The 23,371-nt window shown below is 71.7% G+C and carries 14 protein-coding genes and 4 pseudogenes; 9 read left to right on the plus strand and 9 right to left on the minus strand.

The annotated features are described in order from the left end of the window. Nucleotides 1-48 precede the first annotated feature (48 nt). From F8568_RS29490 to F8568_RS29510, 5 genes are all read left to right on the plus strand, one after another. On the plus strand, nucleotides 49-771 hold the full coding sequence (locus F8568_RS29490) for an amino acid ABC transporter ATP-binding protein (RefSeq protein WP_225991328.1): 723 nt from the start codon (nucleotides 49-51) through the stop codon (nucleotides 769-771). A gap of 39 nt (nucleotides 772-810) precedes the next feature. Continuing rightward, entirely contained in the window at nucleotides 811-1,680 is an 870-nt protein-coding gene (locus F8568_RS29495; RefSeq protein WP_151596961.1) for a glutamate ABC transporter substrate-binding protein, read from the plus strand. A gap of 104 nt (nucleotides 1,681-1,784) precedes the next feature. After that, nucleotides 1,785-2,468 carry an amino acid ABC transporter permease gene (locus F8568_RS29500; RefSeq protein ID WP_151596962.1) on the plus strand — a complete coding sequence of 228 codons (684 nt, stop codon included), beginning with the start codon at nucleotides 1,785-1,787 and terminating at the stop codon, nucleotides 2,466-2,468. Beyond that, nucleotides 2,465-3,475, plus strand: coding sequence for an amino acid ABC transporter permease (locus tag F8568_RS29505; RefSeq protein ID WP_151596963.1), 1,011 nt, complete (start codon nucleotides 2,465-2,467; stop codon nucleotides 3,473-3,475). The genes F8568_RS29500 and F8568_RS29505 overlap by 4 nt, the downstream gene beginning before the upstream one ends. A 200-nt stretch (nucleotides 3,476-3,675) precedes the next feature. Beyond that, nucleotides 3,676-5,667: a S9 family peptidase gene (locus tag F8568_RS29510; RefSeq protein ID WP_151596964.1), complete on the plus strand. Its 1,992-nt coding sequence runs from the start codon at nucleotides 3,676-3,678 to the stop codon at nucleotides 5,665-5,667. A gap of 349 nt (nucleotides 5,668-6,016) precedes the next feature. Here F8568_RS29510 and F8568_RS29515 read toward each other — a convergent pair whose 3' ends face one another. The 6 genes and pseudogenes from F8568_RS29515 to recA form a co-directional block, all read right to left on the minus strand. Then, entirely contained in the window at nucleotides 6,017-6,952 is a 936-nt protein-coding gene (locus F8568_RS29515) for a trypsin-like serine peptidase (RefSeq protein ID WP_151596965.1), read from the minus strand. A 53-nt stretch (nucleotides 6,953-7,005) separates the two neighbouring features. After that, entirely contained in the window at nucleotides 7,006-8,577 is a 1,572-nt protein-coding gene (gene rny / locus F8568_RS29520) for a ribonuclease Y (protein ID WP_151596966.1), read from the minus strand. A gap of 441 nt (nucleotides 8,578-9,018) precedes the next feature. Beyond that, complete coding sequence (locus F8568_RS29525) at nucleotides 9,019-9,582, minus strand: regulatory protein RecX (RefSeq protein WP_151596967.1); 564 nt, start codon at nucleotides 9,580-9,582, stop codon at nucleotides 9,019-9,021. 595 nt (nucleotides 9,583-10,177) lie between these two features. Continuing rightward, nucleotides 10,178-10,702, minus strand: a pseudogene (locus tag F8568_RS50655) (recombinase RecA); the annotation flags it as partial. Nucleotides 10,703-10,714: 12 nt separating this feature from the next. After that, nucleotides 10,715-11,803, minus strand: a pseudogene (locus F8568_RS50660) (intein-containing recombinase RecA); the annotation flags it as partial. Continuing rightward, a pseudogene (recA, locus tag F8568_RS50665) lies at nucleotides 11,791-12,406 on the minus strand (recombinase RecA); the annotation flags it as partial. The pseudogenes recA and F8568_RS50660, both read right to left, overlap by 13 nt. A gap of 245 nt (nucleotides 12,407-12,651) precedes the next feature. Between recA and F8568_RS29535 the strand changes: the two are divergent. Both F8568_RS29535 and F8568_RS29540 read left to right on the plus strand, forming a co-directional pair. Further along, entirely contained in the window at nucleotides 12,652-13,521 is an 870-nt protein-coding gene (locus F8568_RS29535; RefSeq protein WP_151596969.1) for an ATP-grasp domain-containing protein, read from the plus strand. Between the two features lie 203 nt (nucleotides 13,522-13,724). Continuing rightward, a pseudogene (locus tag F8568_RS29540) lies at nucleotides 13,725-14,066 on the plus strand (glutathionylspermidine synthase family protein); the annotation flags it as partial. A 41-nt stretch (nucleotides 14,067-14,107) separates the two neighbouring features. Here the strand turns inward: F8568_RS29540 and F8568_RS29545 are convergent. Further along, on the minus strand, nucleotides 14,108-14,302 hold the full coding sequence (locus tag F8568_RS29545; protein WP_151596970.1) for a DUF3046 domain-containing protein: 195 nt from the start codon (nucleotides 14,300-14,302) through the stop codon (nucleotides 14,108-14,110). Between the two features lie 9 nt (nucleotides 14,303-14,311). Beyond that, nucleotides 14,312-15,589, minus strand: coding sequence for an alpha/beta hydrolase (locus F8568_RS29550; protein ID WP_151596971.1), 1,278 nt, complete (start codon nucleotides 15,587-15,589; stop codon nucleotides 14,312-14,314). Between the two features lie 118 nt (nucleotides 15,590-15,707). On the opposite strand from F8568_RS29550, the gene F8568_RS29555 reads away from it, so the two are divergent. Beyond that, entirely contained in the window at nucleotides 15,708-20,573 is a 4,866-nt protein-coding gene (locus tag F8568_RS29555) for an Lhr family helicase (RefSeq protein WP_151596972.1), read from the plus strand. 7 nt (nucleotides 20,574-20,580) lie between these two features. Here the strand turns inward: F8568_RS29555 and secA2 are convergent, their stop codons facing one another. Next, nucleotides 20,581-22,914 (minus strand): accessory Sec system translocase SecA2, encoded by a 2,334-nt coding sequence (gene secA2 / locus F8568_RS29560; protein ID WP_202125492.1) that lies wholly within the window; start codon nucleotides 22,912-22,914, stop codon nucleotides 20,581-20,583. A 232-nt stretch (nucleotides 22,915-23,146) separates the two neighbouring features. Here secA2 and F8568_RS49860 point away from each other — a divergent pair, with 232 nt between their 5' ends. Continuing rightward, on the plus strand, nucleotides 23,147-23,281 hold the full coding sequence (locus F8568_RS49860; protein ID WP_268896412.1) for a hypothetical protein: 135 nt from the start codon (nucleotides 23,147-23,149) through the stop codon (nucleotides 23,279-23,281). Nucleotides 23,282-23,371: the final 90 nt, after the last annotated feature.

A 23,371-nucleotide genomic window follows, 5' to 3' on the forward strand; every position in this document is an offset into this window, starting at 1 on the left:
GAGGACGCCATCACGCAGGCCGCCGCAACCGGCACGGGACCGCTCGTCGTGGTCGAGCACGTCCACAAGCACTTCGGCGAGCTGCACGTGCTCAAGGACATCAACCTCACCGTGGACCGCGGCGAGGTCGTCGTCGTCATCGGCCCGTCGGGCGGCGGGAAGTCGACCCTGTGCCGGTCGATCAACCGGCTCGAGCCCATCGACGGCGGCCGGATCCTCGTCGACGGCAAGGAGCTGCCCAAGGAGGGCAAGGAGCTGGCACGGCTCCGCGCGGACGTCGGCATGGTGTTCCAGTCGTTCAACCTGTTCGCCCACAAGACGATCCTCGAGAACGTCACGCTAGGGCCGGTGAAGGTCCGCAAGCAGGGCAAGCAGGAGTCGGAGAAGCACGCGATGGAGCTGCTGGAGCGCGTCGGCATCGCGAACCAGGCGGCCAAGTACCCCGCCCAGCTCTCCGGCGGGCAGCAGCAGCGCGCCGCGATCGCCCGCTCCCTCGCCATGAAGCCGAAGGTGATGCTCTTCGACGAGCCCACCTCGGCACTCGACCCCGAGATGGTCAACGAGGTCCTCGACGTCATGACCGGCCTCGCCCGGGAGGGCATGACGATGATCGTCGTGACCCACGAGATGGGCTTCGCCCGCCGGGCCGCGCAGAAGGTCGTGTTCATGGCGGACGGCCAGATCGTCGAGGAGAACACGCCCGACGAGTTCTTCACCAACGCGCGCACGGACCGCGCGAAGGACTTCCTTTCCAAGATCCTCACGCACTGAGCCGCGGGGCTCCTCAGAGAAGCAGAGGTGTGACGAGTAATGCGATTCAAGCGTTTCGGCGCTCTGATCGGCGCGGGCCTGGCCCTGTCGCTGGCCGTGTCGGCCTGCGGCAGCGACAAGGAGAAGACCGAGGCGAAGACGGTCGTCCAGAAGGCCAAGGAAGACAAGAAGCTGACGATCGGCATCAAGTTCGACCAGCCCGCGCTCGGGCTGAAGAAGCCGGACGGCACGTTCGCCGGCTTCGACGTCGACGTCGCCCGCTACATCGCCAAGCAGCTCGGCGTCCCGGAGAGCGGCATCACCTTCAGGGAGACGACCTCCGCCAACCGCGAGTCCTTCCTCGGCGGCGGCCAGGTCGACCTGGTGATCGCGACCTACTCCATCACCGACGCGCGCAAGCAGCAGGTCACCTTCGGCGGCCCGTACTACGTCGCGCACCAGGACACGATGGTCAAGGCGAGCAACAACAGCATCAAGAAGGCCCAGGACCTCAAGGGCAAGAAGCTGTGCCGCGCGGCCGGGTCGAACTCGTTCCGCCGCGTCACCGAGCCGCCGCCGGACGGCAAGCTCAACATCAAGGGCGTCACGCTGGTCGACGCGAACAGCTACTCCGACTGCGTCAGCAAGCTGAAGTCGGGCGCGCTCGACGCGGTCAGCACCGACGACCTGATCCTCGCCGGCTTCGCCGCGCAGCAGCCCGGCCAGTTCAAGGTCATCAACGACCCCTTCACCGACGAGAAGTACGGCGTCGGCATCAAGAAGGGCGACAAGGAGACCTGCGAGGCCGTCAACGCCGCCATCCAGAAGATGTACCAGGACGGCAGCGCCAAGACCTACCTGGAGAAGAACTTCACGGGCACGGGTCTGAAGCTCGTCACGACCGTCCCGCAGATGGAAGGCTGCGCCTGATCCCAGGCTGAGGCTCCCCCTCGGCCGGTGCCTCCCCGGGACGCGCTCCCGGGGAGGCGGCGGCGTGGACTCGACCGGCTGGAACGCTATGGAACAGCTAATCAATGTTTGACTTCAGCGCCTTCTTCGACCATTTCGACGAGATCCTCCAGGGGTTCTGGGCGACGATCCGGCTGGCCGCCGCGTCGGCGGTGCTGTCACTGATCATCGGCACGCTCCTCGCGAGCTTCCGGGTCTCCCCGGTGCCGGTGCTGCGGTCCTTCGGCGCGGGCTACGTCAACGTCGTCCGCAACACCCCGCTGACCCTGGTGCTGCTGCTGTGCGCCCAGGGGCTCAACGACACGCTGCATCTGACGTTCTCGGAGAGCTCCTCGACGACCTACTACTGGTGGGCGGTCCTCGGCCTGTCGGGCTACACCGGCGCGTTCGTCTGCGAGACGCTCCGCTCCGGCATCAACACGGTGCCGCTCGGCCAGGCCGAGGCGGCGCGGTCGATCGGGCTGACCTTCACCCAGTCGCTGCGGATGGTCATCCTGCCGCAGGCGTTCCGCTCGGTGATCGCGCCGATGGGCAGCATCCTCATCGCGATGATCAAGAACACCACGGTCGCGGCGGCGGCGAGCTACGCCGAGGTGGCGCTGGTGAGCAAGACGCTGCTGGACGCGCCGACCTTCACCGGCGGCGCGATCCCGCTGTTCATCGGGGTGGCCGTCGGCTTCATGATCCTGATCCTGCCGACCGGGTTCTTCTTCGGCTGGCTGGCCAAGCGGATGGCGGTGGCGCGGTGAGCAAGGAAGCGACGGTCCTCTTCGACGCCCCCGGCCCGCGGGCGCAGGCGCGCAACCGCGTGCTCACCGCCGTCTCGGCGGTCGTGCTCCTGGCGATCTTCGCCGCGCTGGTCTGGCGCTTCAACGACAAGGGCCAGTTCGCGGGCGAGCTGTGGAACCCGTTCCTGAAGTGGACGGTCTGGCGCGAGTTCATCCTCCCGGGCCTCGGCAGCACGCTGAAGGCCGCGGCGGTCGCGTCGGTGCTGGCCATGCTGTTCGGGATCGTGTTCGGCCTCGGCCGGCTGTCGGACCACTGGTGGATCCGGATCCCGGCGGGCGCGGTGGTCGAGTTCTTCCGGGCGATCCCGCTGCTGATCCTGATCTTCCTGATGTTCTTCGTGCCGAACAAGATCAGCCCGTCGATCGCCGACTCGCAGTTCGGCACCCTGCAGCGGGTCCTGGTGGACGACTTCTTCTCGCTGTTCGGCGTGGAGATCAACGCCGGGACCATCATCGTGCCGGCCTTCGCCGCGGTCGTGTTCGGCCTGGTGCTGTACAACGGCTCGGTGCTGGCGGAGGTCGTGCGGGCGGGCGTGCTGTCGATCCCGAAGGGGCAGTCGGAGGCCGCCTACTCCATCGGCCTGCGCAAGAACGGCGTCATGCGGCTGGTGCTGCTGCCGCAGGCCATCCGGGTGATGATGCCGGCGATCGTGAGCCAGCTCGTCGTCCTGCTCAAGGACACGGCGCTCGGCTTCATCATCGCCTACAGCGAGCTGCTCAACGCGGGCTTCAACCTGATCCCGGCGAACTACCACAACAACAAGATCCAGGCCGGGATCGTCATCGCGGTGATCTACATCGCGATCAACATGTCGGTGAGCCGGTTCGCGACGTGGCTGGAGGCGCGCAGCCGCCGCAGCCGCAAGACCTCCGGCACGACGCTCGGCACGGGGACCGGCACGCCGTCGGCGCCCGGGATGTCGGTCAGGGACCAGACGGCGGGCGAGATGGGATCCGCATCGATCTGACCGCCGCCGGAGCGGCGCCATCCGCCCCCTGAACGGCTCGGAGGGCCCCGCCGGTCACCGGTGGGGCCCTCCGCTTCCGCGGCCCTTTCCCGCGCGCGCGGCGGACGGCCGTCGATCACCCGTGACCGGCACATATCTTTCCGAAGTCAAAGCGCCCGTCATGGCCCCAACCGATCCCCGTATGCGGGACGATTCCTGGTATGACCGCTCGTGCGACCCTCCCCTACGGCTCCTGGCCTTCCCCCATCTCCGCGGCCGACGTGGCCCGCGCCCGGCTGCGCCTCAGTTTCCCCACCGTCGAGGGTGATGACGTGTGGTGGCAGGAGACCCGCCCCGAGGAGGGCGGGCGTACGACGGTCGTCCATCTGAAAGGCGGCCGGCGCACCGAGCTGCTCCAAGCGCCCTGGGACGCCCGCACCCGCGTGCACGAGTACGGCGGGCGGTCGTACCTGCCGGTCCGCACCGCCGGCGGCCTGTCCCTGGTGTTCTCCAACTACGAGGACCAGCGCCTGCACCGGCTGGACGAAGGCGACCCCAAGCCGTACCCGCTCACGCCGGAGCCGGCCGTCCAGGCGGGGCTGCGCTACGCCGACTACGTGCTGTCCCCCGACGGCACCGAGATCTGGTGCGTGTGCGAGGGCCACATCGCCGAGTCGCCCGAGGGCGGCGACACCGCCGCCGGGATCCGCCGCGCCATCGTCGCCGTCCCCCTGGACGGCAGCGCCGCCGACGACGCCGGGGCCATCCGCGAACTCGTGACCGGCGCGCACTTCTACGCGTCGCCGGCGCCGTCCCCGAGCGGCGGGCACCTCGCCTGGGTGCAGTGGAACCACCCGCGCATGCCGTGGGACGGCACGGAGCTGCGCGTGGCGGCCATCGAGGACGGCGCCACGGTCGCGCCCCGCACCGTCAAGGGCGGCCTCACCGAGTCCGCCGTCGCGCCGCTGTGGCGCGACGACGAGTCCCTCTACGTCATCTCCGACTGGCCCGGCTGGTGGAACATCTACCAGGTCGGCCTGCACGGCGAGTCCCCGCAGGCGCTGTACCCGGCCGAGGAGGAGTTCACCGGGGCGCTCTGGCAGCTCGGCGGCATGCCGTACGCGCTGCTCGACGACGGGCGCCTCGCCGTCCTGCACGGCGAGGGCGACATGAGGCTCGGCATCTACGACCCCGAGACGCTCGACCTCGTCGACGTGGAGGTGCCCTACGAGGACTGGCACCCGCAGCTGTCGGCCGACGGCACCACGATCGTCGGCATCGCCGGCGGCCCGGACCTGCCCACGTCGGTGGTCCGCGTCGACACCACCACGGGCCGCGTCGAGGGGCTCCGCCGCGAGCTCGCCGAACTGCCCGACGTGGCGTACCTGTCCAAGCCGCGCACCGAGCGCCTCGAAGGCCCGTTCGGGCGGCCCGTCCACGCCTACGTGTTCCCGCCGACCAACCCGGAGGCCACCGCACCGGAAGGGGAGCTGCCGCCCTACGTGGTGTTCGTGCACGGCGGCCCGACCGGCCGTGTCTCCAAGGACCTCGACCTGGAGCGGTGCTACTTCACCAGCCGCGGTATCGGCGTCATCGACGTCAACTACGGCGGATCCACCGGATACGGGCGCGCCTACCGCGAGCGGCTGCGCCGCCAGTGGGGCGTGGTCGACGTCGAGGACGCCATGGCCGCCGCCCAGGCGCTCGTCGACGGCGGCATAGCCGACCCGGCGCGGCTCGCCATCCGCGGCGGCTCCGCGGGCGGCTGGACGACGCTCGCGGCGGCCACCCAGACCGACCTGTTCAAAGCCGCCACGTCCTACTTCGGGATCAGCGACCTGCAGAGCTTCGCCGCGGCCACGCACGACTTCGAGTCGCACTACCTGTTCGGGCTGATCGGCCCGCTGCCCGGCTTCGAGCGGGCCTACGAGGAGCGCTCGCCGCTCAACCGGGCCGACCGGACGGCGTGCCCCGTGCTGCTCCTGCAGGGCCTCGACGACCCCGTCGTGCCGCCGGACCAGTCCGAGCGGTTCGCGGTCGCGCTCGCCGCCAAGAAGATGCCGTACGCCTACCTGACCTTCGAGGGCGAGTCGCACGGCTTCCGCCGCGCCGACACCGTCATCCGATGCCTGGAGGCCGAGCTGGCGTTCTACGGCCAGACCCTCGGGTTCAAGCCGCGCGGCGTCGACCCCATCGACCTGACGGTGGCCTGAGCCGCCCGCCCCGTCCGCCGGCGGCCCCCGGGCCCTCGGCGGACGGCCCCGGCCCGGCGGGGCGGGTCAGTGCCGCGATGGGGACGCCCCACACCCCCGGCAAAAGCAAGCCTGACCGACACCTTCCGCTCCGCTGGAGCTCCGCTCCAGGCGCCGGTCAACACCCCAGTGGAGGGACGACCCCCCACACCCCCCGACAAAAACAGCCTGACCGACACCTTCCACTCCGCTGGAGCTCCGCTCCAGGCGCCGGTCAACACCCCAGTGGAGGGACGACCCCCCACACCCCCCGACAAAAACAGCCTGACCGACACCTTCCGCTCCGCTGGAGCTCCGCTCCAGGCGCCGGTCAGGCGCGCTTGTCGGCCGCCGCGCGCAGGTTGTAGACGTCCTTGTCGAAGTACGCCGAGAACGACCGGTCCGCCGTCCAGCCGCCGCCGTGGAAGCCGCCGATGACGCCGTTGATGTCGCCCTTCTGCGTCGTGTAGCTGTAGTTCAGCAGCCACGGGCTGCCGCTCGTCCCGCCGTAGAACCCGGTGCAGTCCATCCGGATTTGGTACTTGGCCTGCTGCGCCGTCTTCGTCCGGCAGTAGATCGGCCGGTCGCGCGGGTCAAAGGCGATCTTCGGGTAGCCGGCCACGTTCACCGTCTTGCCGACGCCTTGGTTGATCGCGAGCCGGTTGTAGCCGACCGCCTTCTGGATCGTCTTGCCGCTCCGGTCGTTCAGCGCGATGAACCCGAAGTCCAGGTCCGGGTCGGTGCTGGTGATCCAGCGCTGGTCGACCAGCAGCATCTTGGCCGTCCACGTGCCGTAGGGGCGCTTCCCCCGGTCGTACTTCGGGACGAACGCCACCTTCGTCGCGTACTTCTTGCCCTTGCCGCCGTGGATGCAATGCGCGGCGGTGATCAGCAGCCGCTGCGACGAGCTCTGCACGACGCTCGCGGTGCAGAAGTGGTCGCCCTGGCCGTTGTTGAAGAACAGCGCGCCGATCGTCGGCACGCCGCCGAACGCCTTGGACTGCGTGACCGACTGCGCGGTCAGCCTCCGCTCGGACGCCGCCCCGCCCGCCCGGTCGACGGGCGTCGCCGCGGCCATCCGCTTCGCCGTCCAGTAGCGGGACGCGTCGCCGGCGTCGGCCGCGCTGATCCGCATGCTCGCGGACGTGTCCGCCACCGTGTGCCCCTGGGCGTCGCCCTGCGTGTACCAGACCGTCGCGGCCCCCGCCGCCACCACGCCGGCGCAGGCCCCGCCCGCGGCCGTCCACCGCATCCACCGATTGCGCATCGCGCAAAACTACCGATCTTGCCGGGCCCGCACAACGCGAACGATCGCACCGGTCAGCGCGCGAACTCGATCGCCCTGGACTCGCGCACCACGGTCACCCGGATCTGGCCGGGGTAGGTCAGCTCGTCCTCCACCTGCTTGGCGATGTCGCGGGCGATGACCTGCGCCTGGATGTCGTCCACCGAGTCCGGCTTCACCATCACCCGGATCTCCCGGCCCGCCTGCATCGCGAAGACCTTCTCCACGCCCTCGTGCTTCTCCTTGGCGATCTGCTCCAGCCGCTCCAGGCGCTTCACGTAGGCCTCCAGCGACTCCCTGCGCGCCCCCGGGCGGCTGCCGCTCACCGCGTCCGCGGCCTGCGTGAGCACCGCCTCCACCGTGCGGACCTCGACCTCGTTGTGGTGCGCCTCGATCGCGTGCACCACGTCCTCGTCCTCGCCGTACCGGCGCGCGATCTCCGCCCCGATGAGCGCGTGGCTGCCCTCCACCTCGTGCGTGAGCGCCTTGCCGATGTCGTGCAGCAGCGTGCACCGCTTGGCGACCTCCACCGGCAGCCGCAGCTCGCTCGCCATGATCCCGGCGATGTGCGCGGACTCGACGAGGTGCTTCAGCACGTTCTGCCCGTAGGACGTCCGGTACCGCAGCCGGCCGAGCAGCGCGATCAGCTCCGGATGCATGTCGGCGATGCCGACCTCCACGAGCGCGTCCTCACCGGCCCGCACGCACCGCTGCTCGACGTCGCTGCGGCTGCGGTCGTAGACCTCCTCGATCCGCTGCGGGTGGATCCGCCCGTCCAGCACGAGCTTCTCCAGGGTCAGCCGACCGACCTCCCTGCGCACCGGGTCGAAGCAGCTCAGCAGCACCGCCTCCGGCGTGTCGTCGATGATGAGGTTCACCCCGGTGGTGGTCTCGAACGCGCGGATGTTGCGGCCCTCGCGGCCGATGATCCGGCCCTTCATCTCATCGCTCGGCAGGTGCAGCACCGACACGACCGACTCGGCGGTCTGCTCGCTCGCCACCCGCTGGATCGCCAGCGTCACGATCTTGCGGGCCCGCTTGTCGCCCTCCGCCCGCGCCGCGTTCTCGATCTCCCGGGTGATCGGGATGGCCTCCCGCTTGGCCTGGTTCTCGATCGCCGCGACCAGCTCGCCCTTGGCCTGCTCGGCGGTCAGGCCGGCCGCGCGCTCCAGCACCTTGCGGCGCTCGTCCTCGACCCCGGCCAGCTCCTTCTTGCGCTCCTCCAGGCTCCGCTCGGTCTCGGCGAGCCGGTCCGCCCACTCCTGGAGCCGGCGCATTTCGCCGTCCAGGCGCTGCTCCCGCTCCGCGAGCCGGGTCTCCCGGCGCTCCAGATCCTCTCTGGCGGTCCGCAGGTCGTCCCGGAGGGCCCGGGCCTCCTCCTCGGCATCCGCACGCGCCGACGCGGCGATCCGCTGCGCCTGCGCCTGCGCCTGCTCGCGCGACTCCCGGGCCTCCTGCTCGGCCCGGCTCCGGATCCCGTCGGCCTCGCTCTGCGCGCGGGCCATCTCCGCGGCCGCCTTACCGGGCACGCCGGGCCGCCACAGTATGACGATCACGAGAGCGACCAGGGTCACCAGCAGCGCTGCACCCAGCAGGACGCTCTCCATGAGGCAGATCCTTCCTCGCCGCGGGCCCGCCCGGGATCGGGGCCCTGACTAGCGAGGATTTACTCGCGCCAGGCGGACGGCCGGGTACACGGCACCGCCGGGCCGCGCGGCGCGCCCCGGGCGTTCGGCCGGTTCCGGTCGACGAACGTGTCCTGTATGCCTCTCAGCTGCTGGAACGTGCTCGGTCGTATGGCAATCCGCGAGACGCGGAGTAACTCCTCACTGCCGTAACGGTAAGCGGCATGGAGGTAATGAGCAAGCAAACGCCGGGCATTCCGGACTAACCGAACGTGCGCGTGAGTCCTTCCTTACCGCTTCCCTCAACCGCCCGGACCCCGCACCACCTGCCCCGATGACCCGGCGGCGGAGTCAGGCAAGGGGCGGCGCGCGGTCAGCCCGCCCGTCATTCCCGGCGTGTCGCCCCGACCGGAACGGCCGGCGTCAGTCGAGCGGCGGCTCGTCGGGGAGCTCCTCCGGGTCGGTCCCCTCGTCGGCGAGGGCCTCCTTGACGACGCGGTAGGACAGGCCCGGCGAGTAGCCCTTGCGGGCGAGCATGCCGACGAGCCGGCGCATGCGCTTGGCGGGATCGACTCCCCTGGTGCCGGGGAGCCTGCGGTCGACCAGTGCGCGGGCGGTGCGCTCCTCCTGGTCGGGCTCGAGGGCCTCGACCGCGTCGCTGACGGTCTCGTCCGCGACGCCGCGGCGGCGCAGTTCGGCGGCGAGCGCCCGCCGGGCCAGCCCCCGTCCGGCATGCCGGGACTGCACCCACGCCCGCGCGAACGCCTCGTCGTCGATGAGCCCGACGTCGGTGAACCGGCTCAGGACCTTCTCGGCCACGTCACCCGGGACGTCCTTGCGCCGCAGGGCGTCGGCCAGCTGCGCCCGGGTGCGCGGCGAGGACGCCAGCAGCCGCAGGCACACCTCCCGCGCGGCGGCCTCGGAATCCCCCGGCGGCCCGCCGCCCTTCTCCCGAGCACCCCGATGCCGAGCCCTCCGCTCCTCCACACCCCTCACCTCCCAAGACCGACCACCGCCACTAACGGCAAGCCCCCATGCCCCCGGAGCGTCACGACCGTGAGTGAGCAGGCCACCCACAGCTCCCGGCACCCGCTCTAACCACCAACCCCGTCACCAGGGACGGGCCCCCGCCACCCGGCGGCGAGCGAGCGAGTACGCGCCCGCCGCAACTCACACTGGGCCCAGCCACGTCCAGACCGGGCCGATGCGCCGCCCTGAAGCGGCACGCTCACGAGCGAACATAGATCGCGGACCGCAACGAGCACGGAGGCTTGTGCCCAGCCACGCGACGACCCCAAGCGTCGCGATCGCGAGCGAAGCCAAGTTCGAGCGAAGCAAGAACTTGATCGCGCAGCGAGCCGCTAGGCGAGTCGGAGCGATGCAGCGATCGCACGTATTGCCCGCCGAAGGAAGGCCGTCTAACGGCCTGACGCCAAGGGCAATACAAGACAAACTAGAGCGACGGCGCCGTCGGGGAAGGTCCGCGCATCGGCGCGCCGGTGCGCGGTGGGGCGCCGCCGCCCTGCATATGGGATCATCGCTCACTCTTCGTCAAGAGTCACCCGGAACGGCGGATTCGCCGTCAGGAATCACCCGCGGTCTTGCCCGCCTTGGCCTTCTTCGACGCGGCGGCCCGGCCGGTGGCGGGGGCCGGAGCGGGGTCGGCGGCGCCGTCGACCGGCACGGCGGCCGGCTCGGCCTCCTTGTCGACCTTCGGCCCGATGCCGAGCTTCTCCTTGATCTTCTTCTCGATCCCGTCGGCCATGTCGGGGTTGGCCTTGAGGAAGTTGCGGGCGTTCTCCTTGCCCTGGCCGAGCTGGTCGCCGTCGTAGGTGTACCAGGCGCCGGACTTGCGGACGAAGCCGTGCTCCACGCCGAGGTCGATGAGGCCGCCCTCGCGGCTGATGCCCTGGCCGTAGAGCAGGTCGAAGTCGGCGACCCGGAACGGCGGGGCCATCTTGTTCTTGACGACCTTGACGCGGACGCGGTTGCCGACGGCCTCGGTGCCGTCCTTGAGGGTCTCGATGCGGCGGACGTCCAGCCGGACGGAGGCGTAGAACTTCAGCGCGCGGCCGCCGGTGGTGGTCTCCGGGCTGTTGTGGACGATGATGCCGTCAGCGAGATAGTTGTGCGACCCCTCTACCTCGATGTCGTAGCGGTCCATGGACTGGTAGTCCCGCTTGCTCGTGATTTCGAGAACACGCGCAGGCGCCGCCTTCATGACGGGTTCGATGAACTCCGGCTCGACCCTGAACTGTCCACGGTATCTCGGGAGGAGCTTGTACTCCATCGACGGATGGATATAGGGAGCGACGATCTCCTGGAACTTCGCCGACGCCGCGGTCGTGAACTGGATGACGCTGATCGCCCGCGCTCCCCGCGTCGTGAGCTTCACATCGAGACCATGGGTGTCGCGAAGGTACTCGACCATGCGCTCCCGCGAACCCGGGCTGAATGCCTCGACGCAGATTTCGATGCGGCCCGTACCGCCTTCCGTGCGCTTCTGGACGCCTTTGGACCGGATGGTGAAGCAGCCCTCATCCATGTACCAGACAGCCAGCGCCAGTGGAGTGAGTGCCTTCAGGTAGTCCCAGGTGATGTGCTTCTTTCCGTCACCAAAGTAGACAACCTGTCGCAACTCACCGAGTTCGGCGAGAGGGGTGAAGTCCGCAAACACGGCGTTCTTTGAGTTGGTGGACTTGCAGTGCTCGACATTCTCGAGCAGGGAGACTTTCCAGTCCAGGTAAGCCGCCTGGGCGGCACCGTGGCCCATGCGGAACCGCGCGCTGGCGTCATCCCTCCTCACCGGCGGAGACAGAGTTCCGTCACCGAGCACCGCACCGAGCACGACCTGCCATTGCTGATCGCTGAGGTAGTGCTTCTGCGCAAGAATGATACGGTCTCCCACCGCGATTTCCCCGGCTTCACGCCAACCACCGGGCGTGCGAACGAGGTGATTATGCGTCAGGTCCATGCAGGCACGGCCATTACCAGCCCCTCCACCCGACCTCTCCACACGGAAGTGAAGGAACTCTTCCGTTTTTCCGTTGTTGAACCAGTTCGTCACCCTCTTGGGAACAATCTTTCCCAGCTCGGTGTCGTACGAGAGAACCTCGACGTCCATCTTTTGGTTCACGAGCTTCCCAATGGGCATCTTGGTCCCATCGGCGAGAATGACATTCGTGTACCGGGATGCACATCCGAACATGACGCCGACCTTCTCGCGGAGCTGGTTGATGAAGATGGCGGTGGTCTTGGTCTGGTTGATCGCGCCGGTGAGCTTGCGCAGCGCCTGCGACATGAGGCGGGCCTGCAGGCCGACGTGGCTGTCGCCCATCTCGCCCTCGATCTCGGCGCGCGGGACGAGCGCGGCGACGGAGTCGATGACGACGATGTCGATCGCGCCGGAGCGGATCAGCATGTCGGTGATCTCCAGGGCCTGCTCGCCGGTGTCGGGCTGGGAGACCAGCAGGGCGTCGATGTCGACGCCGAGCTTGGCGGCGTACTCGGGGTCGAGGGCGTGCTCGGCGTCGACGAACGCGGCGATGCCGCCCTTCTTCTGCACGCTGGCGACCGCGTGCAGGGCGATGGAGGTCTTGCCGGAGCCCTCGGGGCCGTAGACCTCGACGACCCGGCCGCGGGGCAGGCCGCCGATGCCGAGCGCGATGTCGAGGGAGATCGCGCCGGTCGGGATCACCTCGACCGGTGCCCGCGCCTCCTCGCCCATCCGCATGACCGAGCCCTTGCCGAACTGCCGCTCGATCTGGGCGAGTGCGGTCTCGAGAGCCTTCTCCCGGTCGTTCGCTGCCATGTGAGATGTCCTTCGCGTTGTGTCTTGTCGGCTCTCGGCCGCTGGTTGCGATGTCGAGGGCGACGTTACGGCGGGCCACCGACACTTTTCGAGATGCGGGCGCGGTTGTGGACGACGACACCGGCCGGGGCCAGCTTACCGAACATTCGTTCGATCATCGCCCGGCGCGCCGATTCAGGTGGGAATCACCGTGCGCGCCTTGGTCCGGACCCCGTACGCTGGCGCCGTCAACGGAGGGTTCCATCATGACGCTGACCGTCCTCTTCTGCGTCGATCCGATCCACCCCCGGCGCGTTGACCCCCACTATGCACGCGAGGCCGCGGCCGTGCGGGACCACTACGGCGAGACGGCGCTGCTGGACCACGACGCGTTGCGGCGCGGGGACGTGGAGGCCGCGGTGCGCGCGGTGCCGGCGGACCTGGGTCCCGTCTGGTATCGCGGCTGGATGGTCACCGGGCCGGAGTACGCGGCGATGGCCGCCGCCCTGAAGCGGCGCGGCACGGTGCTGCTGACACACCCCGACGACTACACGCGCGCGCACGAGCTGCCCGGCTGGCACGACACGTTCGCCGGGCTGACACCGCAGAGCGTGTGGCGCCCTCTCTCCCCCGGGCAGGATCCGGGGGACCTGAACGCGCTCGCCGAGCTCGTCCGGCCGCTGCGGAGCGGCCCCGGCGTGGTCAAGGACTACGTGAAGTCGCGCAAGCACGAGTGGGACGAGGCGTGCTTCGTGCCGGACGTGAAGAACGTCGCGCGGCTGCGCGACATCGCCGCCAAGATGATCGCCCTGCAGGACGAGTACCTCGCGGGCGGCCTGGTGGTGCGCGAGTTCGAGCCCTATGAGGGCGAGGGCGAGGCGCGCGTGTGGTGGGTGGACGGGGAGCCCGCCCTGGTAGGGCCGCACCCGGACACGCCGGGCGTGGACCCCGATCCGCGGCTGGACGCGGTCGCGCACGCGGTCCGGGCGCTGGGCTGCCGCTTCATCACGACGGACCTGGCGCGCCGTGCCGACGGCGAGTGGCGGGTCGTGGAGGTCGGCGACGGCCAGGTCAGCGATCTGCCCGCGTCGGTGGACGCGATGGACCTGTACGCGCACCTGCCCGTCCCGGACTGACGCGGGGGCGGACGGGCGAACGGCATGTGTCCGGAGTGTGACGGAACCGGTATATGCCCTCTTTCGTCCCATGTTGGGCCACCTCTAGGCTGTGGCCGCTGTTCAGTTCCTACAACCGGTACTTCTGGTACTACGGCGGCAAGCGCGGCTCGAACGGCTTCGTCTCGGGCGGCAGCCAGTACCGGCCGAGCGACGGGAAGGTGCTGCTCTGGGAGCTGTTCCCGGGGCATCCCAACCTGCTGCCGGCGTATCTGAACACGCCTTCGGACCTGACCTTCTACGTCCAGAAGCCGCTTCTGGGGCGGGAGGGCGCGAGCATGCGGATCGTCGCGCCGGACGGCAGCGAGCAGCGGACCCAGGGCGACTACGGCGCGGAGGGCTTCGTCTATCAGGAGTTCTGCGCGCTGCCGGACTTCGACGGCGAGCACCCGGTGCTCGGCGCGTGGGTGGTCGAGGACGAGTCGGCGGGGGTGGGCATCCGCGAGACGTCGGGGCTCATCACCGATGACACGTCGTCGTTCGTCCCGCACCGCATCGCGCTGTAGCTACGCGGCCATGACAGCGCAGGGCGCCGCGCGGCGCCGCGCTACTGGAGCCTGGAGGGGACGTCGAAGGTGGCGACGACGGCCTGCCAGACGCGCTTGGCGGGCTCGCCGTCCGCGAGGGCCTGCTCGATGGTGCGCCCGTCCAGTTCGGCCATGACGTAGTCCTTGGCCACGCTCTGGGCGTAGGCCTCGCCGAACTGCTGGTTCATCCGGTCCCAGAAGACTGTTAGACGCACCCGTCCACGCTATCCGACGGGCGGGCCGTCCAAGGGCTGCGCGACCTCGCCCGGGACGGCGGGGCCCGTCCCCTGGCGGTACTGGCGGTGCAGCCCGGTGAGATAGCGCTCGACGCCTTCGACGACGCGGGCGGTCCGGTAGGAGGGGAAGACGTCGAAGGCGTGCTGCCCGCCCTTCATCTCGGCGTAGATGACCGGCGCCTCGGAGACCTCGCGCAGCCGTTCGACGAAGCGGCGCGCCTCCGGTACGGGGATGAGCGAGTCGCGGCTTCCGTGGATGACGAAGAAGGGTGGGGCGTCCTTGCGGATGTAGGTGACGGGTGACGCCTTGGCGTACGCCTCGCGGTTCTCCTCGAAGGGCAGTTTGACGACCATCTTCTCCATGAGCCGGGTGGAGCCCATGGGGACCGGCCATGGGCCGGCGTCCACGAGGTTGTAGACGCCGTAGAAGGGGACCGCGCCCTGGACGGAGGTGTCCACGTCCTCGAAGCCGGGCTGGAAGTCGGGCACGTTCGCGCTGAGCGCGACCATCGCGGTGAGGTGGCCGCCCGCGGAGCCGCCCGTCACGCACAGGAAGCCGGGGTCGGCGCCGTACTCCTCGGCGTGCTCCTTGTACCAGGCCAGGAACCGCTTGAGGTCGATCAGGTGCTCCGGCCAGGTGGCGCGCGGGCTGAGCCGGTAGTTGACGTTGAACCCGACCCATCCTTGGACGGCCATGTGGTTGAGCAGGGGCAGCCCTTGTTCGCGCTTGTCGCCGATGACCCAGGCGCCGCCGTGGATCTGCATGAGCCCCGGCCGCAGCCCGCCGCCGTGGCCGTCCCCCGCCGGACCGTAGACGTCGAGCTTCAGGCGCAGCCGTCCGTCCTGGTGGTAGACGACGTTGCGCTGCACCTTCACGCCTTTGCGCGGGATCAGGCACAGCGGCGGGACGAACAGGGGCGCCAACGGGAAGCGCGGCGCGCCGTCCGGGTCGAGGTCGAGGGGTGCTCCGCTCTCCCGGAGCGTGACGACGGTACGGCGCGACGCCAGGATGGTGGCGACGGTCCCCGCGACGGCGAGGACGCCGAGGACGAGGCCCGCCCAGCCGGCCCAGCCGTCCAGTCCCCCGTAGGCGGCGGTGAGGGCGATCGCGACGACCTCGGTGACGAGCAGGTGCGGGGCCATCTCGATGGTGATCCAGCCGAAGAAGAAGCTCGGCGCCAGCAGGAGGGCGCTGCGGCGGGGGGCGTGGGCGTTGGCCGCCAGAAGGGCGAAGATGATCCCGAAGGCGAGCAGCAGGTAGGGCATCGCGACTCCTCGGCGGCATGCGTCCTATCCGTAGACCATGCCCATACAAGCGCTTGCTTACAACGTGACGCGCGCCACGCCGCCGCATTCTGTCGGACCCGCGAGGCAGTATGGCGCCATGGGCGGTGACGTGCTCGAACTCTTCTCTGCGGCGACCCGCGAGTGGTTCGCCGGCGCGTTCGCCGCGCCCACCCCGGCGCAGGCCGGGGCGTGGCGGTCGATCGCCGGCGGCGACAACACCCTGGTCGTGGCGCCGACCGGGTCCGGCAAGACCCTCGCCGCGTTCCTGTGGTCGCTCGACCGCCTCGCCGCGGGCCCGCCGCCCGGCGCCGGTGCCGGCACCAAGACGGGTTCCGGTGCCGGCGGCGAAGCCGCGCCGGAGGGGCGCCCCGCCGCGGGCTCCGCCGATCCGCTGCGCCGCTGCCGCGTGCTGTACGTCTCGCCGCTGAAGGCCCTGGCCGTCGACGTGGAGCGCAACCTGCGCGCGCCGCTCACCGGCATCCGGCACGCCGCCCGGCGGCTCGGGCTGCCCGAACCGGACGTCCGGGTCGGGATGCGGTCCGGCGACACCCCGGCCGACGAGCGCCGCCGGCTCGCCGTGAAGCCGCCCGACATCCTGATCACCACGCCGGAGTCGCTGTTCCTGATCCTCACCTCGCGCGCCCGCGAGTCGCTGCGCGGCGTCGAGACGGTGATCGTCGACGAGGTGCACGCCGTCGCGGGCACCAAGCGCGGCGCGCACCTGGCGCTGTCCCTGGAGCGGCTGGACGCGCTGCTGGAGCGGCCCGCGCAGCGGATCGGCCTGTCGGCGACCGTGCGGCCGCCGGAGGAGGTCGCGGCGTTCCTCGGCGGGACGCGGCCCGCGTCGGTCGTGCAACCGGGCTCGGACAAGGTGTTCGACCTCGACATCGTCGTCCCGGTCGAGGACATGGGCGAGGTGGCGCAGTTCGTCACCGAGTCCGGCGGCGCCGACCCGCGCCAGCGCAGCATCTGGCCCCACGTGGAGGACCGGCTCCTCGACCTGATCCAGGCGCACCGCTCGACGCTGGTGTTCGCCAACTCGCGGCGCCTGGCCGAACGCCTCTGCGGGCGCCTCAACGAGCTCGCCTATGAGCGTGCTGCCGGCGAGCCGCTCCCCGAGAACCACTCCCCCGCCGAGTTGATGGCCGAGGCCGGCTCGTCCAGGGGCGCGCCGGGGGAGATCGCGCGCGCGCACCACGGGTCCGTCTCCAAGGAGGAGCGGGCCGGGATCGAGAACGCGCTCAAGGAGGGCCGCCTCCCGGCGGTCGTCGCCACGTCCAGTCTTGAGCTGGGCATCGACATGGGCGCGGTCGACCTGGTCGTCCAGGTGGAGTCGCCGCCGTCGGTGGCGAGCGGCCTGCAGCGGGTCGGCCGCGCCGGGCACCAGGTCGGGGCGGTCTCCAAGGGCGTCATCTTCCCCAAGTACCGCGGCGACCTCGTCCAGACGGCCGTGGTGGCCGAGCGGATGCGCGGCGGCGCGATCGAGGAGCTGCACTACCCGCGCAATCCCCTCGACGTGCTGGCGCAGCAGATCGTCGCGATGGTCTCCATGGACGAGTGGACCGTCGACGACCTGGAGTCCCTGGTCAAGCGCGCCGCGCCGTACGCGACGCTGCCGAGGTCGGCGCTGGAGGCGACCCTCGACATGCTCGCCGGGCGCTACCCCAGCGACGAGTTCGGCGAGCTGCGCCCCCGCCTGGTCTGGGACCGCGTCACCGGCGTCCTGCACGACCGCCCGGGCGCGCAGCGCCTCGCCGTGACCAGCGGCGGCACCATCCCCGACCGCGGCCTGTTCGGCGTGTTCCTCGTCGGAGAGAAGTCCTCCCGCGTCGGCGAGCTCGACGAGGAGATGGTCTACGAGTCGCGGGTCGGCGACGTGTTCGTGCTGGGCGCCAGCTCGTGGCGGATCGAGGACATCACCCCCGACCGCGTCCTGGTCTCGCCCGCCCCCGGGCAGCCGGGCAAGCTGCCCTTCTGGCACGGCGACGCGCTGGGCCGCCCCGCCGAGCTGGGCCGCGCGCTCGGCGCGTTCACCCGCGAGCTGGCCGCCCTGCCCGCGCAGGCGGCCCGCGAACGCGTCGCCTCGGCCGGGCTGGACGACTGGGCGGCCGGGAACCTCGTCTCCTACCTGGGCGAGCAGCGGGAGGCCACCGGGCACGTCCCCGACGACCGGACGATGGTCGTCGAACGGTTCCGCGACGAGCTCGGCGACTGGCGGATGGTCGTCCACTCCCCGCTGGGCGCGCGCGTGCACGCCCCGTGGGCGCTCGCCATCGCGGGCCGGCTGCGGGAACGGTACGGCGTCGACGCGCAGGCCATGCACGCCGACGACGGCATCGTCATCCGCATCCCCGACATGGACGAGCCGCCGAGCCTCGACCTCGCGGTGTTCGACGCCGACGACATCGAGCGCATCGTGGTGGACGAGCTGGGCGGCTCCGCGCTGTTCGCGGCGCGTTTCCGCGAGTGCGCGGCGCGCTCCCTGCTGCTGCCGCGCCGCCGGCCCGACAAGCGGATGCCGCTGTGGCAGCAGCGCCAGCGGGCCGCGCAGCTGCTGGCGGTCGCGAGCAAGTACCCATCGTTCCCGATCACCCTGGAGACGATGCGCGAGTGCCTGCAGGACGTGTTCGACGTCCCTGGCCTCGTCCAGCTGATGCGCGACATGTCCGGCCGCAAGGTCCGCCTCGTCGAGGTGGAGACGCCCGAGCCGTCGCCCTACGCGCGCTCCCTGCTGTTCCACTATGTCGGCGCGTTCATGTACGAGGGCGACTCGCCACTGGCCGAGCGCCGCGCGCAGGCGCTGGCGCTCGACTCGGCGCTGCTCGCCGAGCTGCTCGGCCAGGCCGATCTGCGCGAGCTGCTCGACCCGGACGCGGTCGCCGACATCGAGCGCGAGCTGCAGTGCCTCGTCCCGGACCGCCGCGCCCGCGATCTCGAAGGCGTGGCGGACCTGCTGCGCGCCCTCGGCCCGCTCACGACGGCCGAGGTCGCGCTCCGGACGACCGTGGCGAGCGACGCCGGGGTGCCCGTCGATCCGCGCCCCGCCGACGGCGCGGCCGCCCGGCCCGGGACCGGCGCGGAGCGGGAGCCCGGCGCCTCTGGTGGCGAAGCAGCCGATTTCACGGTCGGCGGTGATCCCGACTCCGCCGAAGGCACGGGCAGAGCCGGCGCCGGTGCGGTGGACGCGGCGCACGGCGGCTCCCAGGCGCGAGACGGTTCGCCGGCGCGGGACGTCATGGTGGCGGCGTCGCGGTGGCTGGAAGAACTGGAGGCGACGCGGCGGGCGATCCGCGTCCGCGTCGCCGGGGAGGAGCGGTGGTCGGCGATCGAGGATGCGGCGCGCCTCCGGGACGCGCTCGGCGCGCCGCTGCCCGTCGGGGTCCCCGAGGCGTTCCTCGAACCGGTGGACGACCCGCTCGGCGACCTGGTGTCGCGCTACGCGCGCACGCACGGGCCGTTCCGGACCGGCGAGGTCGCCGCGCGTTTCGGGCTCGGCGCGGCCGTGGTCGCCGAGACGCTCCGGCGGCTCGCGGGCGCGGGCCGGGTGGTCGAGGGCGAGTTCCTGCCGGTCGAGGCCGTCGCGGGCCCGCTGACCGGTGAATGGTGCGACACCGGGGTGCTGCGGACGCTGCGGCGCCGGTCGCTGGCGCGGCTGCGCGCCGAGGTGGAGCCGTCCCCGCCGGAGTCGCTCGGGCGTTTCCTGCCGGTCTGGCACGGCGTCACCGGAGGGTCGCGGCTGCGCGGCGTCGACGCGCTCGTCCAGGCGATCGAGCAGCTGCAGGGCGCGGCCGTGCCGGCGTCGGCGCTGGAGTCGCTGGTGCTGCCGTCGCGGGTCGCGGGCTACTCCCCCGCCATGCTGGACGAGCTGACCTCCGCCGGCGAGGTGGTCTGGGCGGGCCAGGGCGGGCTGCCCGGCGGTGACGGCTGGGTCGCGCTGTACCTGGCCGACACCGCGCCGCTGCTCATGCCGGAGCCCGCGGAGATCACCCTGACGCCCGCGCATCAGGCCGTGCTGGACGCCCTCGACGGTGGCGGCGCGCTGTTCTTCCGCACCCTCTCCGACCGGGTGAACGCGCAGGTCACCACCGCCGACACCGACCTGGTCACGGCCGTGTGGGACCTGGTCTGGGCGGGGCACCTCACCAACGACACGCTCGCGCCGCTGCGCGCGGCGCTCGGCTCGGGCCGGCCGACGCACCGGTCGCGGACGACCCGGCGGGGCCGTCCCGTCCTGCCGTCCAGGACGGGCCCGCCCACGGTCGCGGGCCGCTGGTGGCCGCTGCCGGCCCGCGAGACCACGGCGACGCTGCGCTCGCACGCGCTGGCGGAGGCGCTGCTGGAGCGGTACGGCATCGTCATCCGCGGCGCGGTGGCGGCCGAGCGCACGCCGGGCGGGTTCTCCGCGGTCTACCCGGTGCTGCGCGCGTTCGAGGAGAGCGGCCGGTGCCGGCGCGGGTACTTCGTCGAAGGGCTCGGCGCCGCGCAGTTCGCGCTGCCCGGGGCGGTCGACCGGCTCCGTGCGCTGCGCCCGTCGGCCGCCGCGCCGGACGACATCTCCGCGCTCTGGGAGACGCCCCGCAAACCGGACGTCCGCGCGCTGGTCCTCGCCGCCGCCGACCCGGCGAACCCGTACGGCGCCGCGCTGCCCTGGCCCGGCCGCGAGGACGAGGTCGCGAGCGGCCACAAGCCGGGCCGCAAGGCGGGCGCGCTGGTCGTGCTGGTCGAGGGGCGCCTCGTCCTCTACGTCGAGCGCGGCGGCAAGACGCTGCTGACCTGGGACGACGACCCGGACGTGCTGCAGCCGGCGGTCGACGCGCTCGCGCTCGCGGTGCGCGAGGGCGCGCTCGGCAAGCTGACCGTGGAGCGCGCCGACGGGGCGGCGATCGGCGATTCGCCGCTCGCCGCCGCCCTGGAGTCGGCGGGCTTCCACCCCACCCCCCGGGGCCTGCGCCTGCGCGCCTGACGGGGGGTCAGCGGCGGCGGCCCTTGAACATGGAGATCAGGCCGCGGAGGGCGCGCTCGTCGAGGGAGCCGAACGGGTTGTCGTGGACGAGGTACGTCCAGGTCGCGGACGGCCGTTTCAGGCCGGCGGCGTCGAGGTCGATGCCGGCCTCGGTGGCGGTGAGCTCCTCGAACGCGGCGGCCGAGCGGCGGCGGGCGTCGCCGAGCAGGCGCTTGCCCGCCGGGACGGCCTCCCGGTTGAACTCGACGAGCGGGTCCAGGCCGCGGCCGAGGGACCGCAGGTGGATGCCCTCCCGCAGGTCGGCGAGGAAGGCCAGGTGCTCGGCCCAGCAGCGGTCCAGCTGGTACAGGACGATCTGCCGGGCGGCCTCCGCGACCGCGCCGGCGCCGGCGATCTTCGTCAGTTCGGCGTGCTTGCCGGGGGCGTCGGCGGCCATGGCCTTGTCGGCCGCGTCACCGGTCAGGACGGCGTCGCGCTCGGCGAGCACCTCGCGGCGCTGCAGCCCGATGAGCTGGTTGTACCGCCAGGTGTTGCGGTGCAGTTCGAGGTCGACGCCCTCGGCGACGCGCTGGGCGTGGCCGACGATCCAGTGCGCGCCCCTGTCGTCGACGCGGCCGTCGTCCGCGGCGGGGCCCTGGTAGGTCTCGTCGGGCGCGTAGCGGGTGACGAGGTCGTCCTGGAGGCTGGTGAAGAACACCGAACCGCCGGGGTCGCCCTGCCGGCCGGCGCGGCCGCGGAGCTGGTCGTCCAGCCGGCTGCTGTGGTAGCGGCCGGTGCCGATCACCAGCAGGCCGCCCGCGGCGGCGACCTGGTCGCGCCGCGATCCGTCCCGGTCGGCGGGCGCGGTGCCGGGGACGGACTCGCCGGGCCCGCCGCCGAGCCGGATGTCGGTGCCGCGGCCCGCCATCTGGGTGGAGACGGTGACCGCGCCGGGCGCGCCCGCCTCGGCGATGATCGCGGCCTCCTCGGCGTCGTTCTTGGCGTTGAGCACGACGGGGTCGACGCCCGCGCGGACGAGCCGGCGGGCGAGCCGCTCGGACTCGGCGACGTCGCCGGTGCCGACCAGGACGGGCCGCCCGGCGGCGTGCGCCGCGACGATCTCCTCGACGACCGCGACCTCCTTGTCGGCGGTGGTGGCGTACAGGCGGTCGGGCTCGTCGTCGCGGACGCAGGGCCGGTTCGGCGGGACGACGGCGATCTGCAGCCCGTAGAACTCGGTGAGCTGCCCCGCGACGGCCATCGCCGTGCCGGTCATCCCGCAGCGAACCGGGTAGCGGCCGATCAGCTCCTGCACCGTGATCGAGTCGAGGATCTCCCCGGACGGCGACGCCTCGAGTTCCTCCTTCGCCTCGACGGCCGCCTGCAGGCCGTCCGGCCAGCGCTGCAGCAGCGCGACCCGGCCCCGCGACTCGCTGATCAGCTTCACGGCGCCGTCCCGGACGATGTAGTCGACGTCGCGATGCAGCAGCACCTCGGCGTGCAGCGCGACGTTCACCGCGGTCAGCGTCGCGAGGTTCTCGGGGGCGTACAGGTCCAGGCCGAGGACGCGCTCGACCTCGCGGGAGCCCGCGGCGGTCAGCTGGACGTTGCGGGCCTCCTCGTCGGTGGCGTAGTGCAGGCCGGGCCGCAGCCGCCGGACGAGGTCGGCGTAGCGGGGGTCGGCGGGGTCGAGGTCGGCGGCGCCGGCCAGCACGAGCGGCACCATCGCCTCGTCGACCAGCACCGAGTCGGCCTCGTCGATCAGCGCGACGGAGGCCGCGGCCTGCACGGCGCCGGCGGGGTCGGTGACGAGCCGGTCGCGGAGCAGGTCGAAGCCGATCTCGCTGACGGGCCCGTAGACGACGTCGGCCCGGTACGCGGCGCGCCGCTCGTCCGGTGCGGAGGCCTGCCCGATCGAGGCGGCCGACACCCCGAGCATGGCGTAGAGCGGTCCCATCCAGGCGGCGTCGCGGCGGGCGAGGTAGTCGTTCACCGACATGACGTGGACGCGCTCGCCGCGCAGCGCGTAGCCGGCGGCGGCGAGGGCGCCGGCCAGGGTCTTGCCCTCGCCGGTGGCCATCTCGGCGACGTGCCCGGCGAGCAGCGCGAGGGTGCCGGCGAGCTGGACGTCGAAGGGCCGCTCGCCGATCGCGCGGCGGGCGGCCTCGCGGCCGATCGCGCAGAACTCGGGCAGGTCGGCGATCAGGTCCGGGGCGGACGCGGCGGCGGTCAGTTCCGCGTCGGTGAGTCCGCGGATCCGCTCCTCGCGCCGTCCGGCCTCCTCGACGACGGCGCGGAAGGGTGCGAGGTCGACGCTTCCGGGCTTCTGGACGAGCCGCCGGAATCGGTCACGCAGCGCCATAACGCCCCCTCGATGGCTCGGTCACGGTCCCCCCAACGGCCGGGTCGGATCCCTCGTTCCACATGATCACCGCAGAAGGTCTCCGGAAGATCTCCGGGAGGTCTCCGCACGAGGTCTGACCTCGAATTCATCCCCAAGATGGATCCCCGCGAGCCTTCCGTTTGAGAGCATGGACGCATCACGGGGTTGCGGTGGCCACGGGGAGAGCGTCACCGCGGAACGGGGTTTCACCATGACACCTACGGCACGGTGGGCCGCCGCGCAGCGGCGCAAGCGCCAGATCATCAGCCGGACGGTCATCGACCGCGCGCTCAACGACCCGCGGCGCCACGACCAGGCCGCGGCCCTCACGGCGCAGGGGAAGTAAGGCCGGTTCGCCGGCCTGCCCGGCGCCCCCGCTTCGGGCGGGGGCGCTTCGGTATGCCCGCACGAGCCGCGTCCCCCGCACGAGCGCCGT

This window comes from Actinomadura physcomitrii, from assembly GCF_008923205.2.
Lineage (GTDB): Bacteria > Actinomycetota > Actinomycetes > Streptosporangiales > Streptosporangiaceae > Spirillospora > Spirillospora physcomitrii.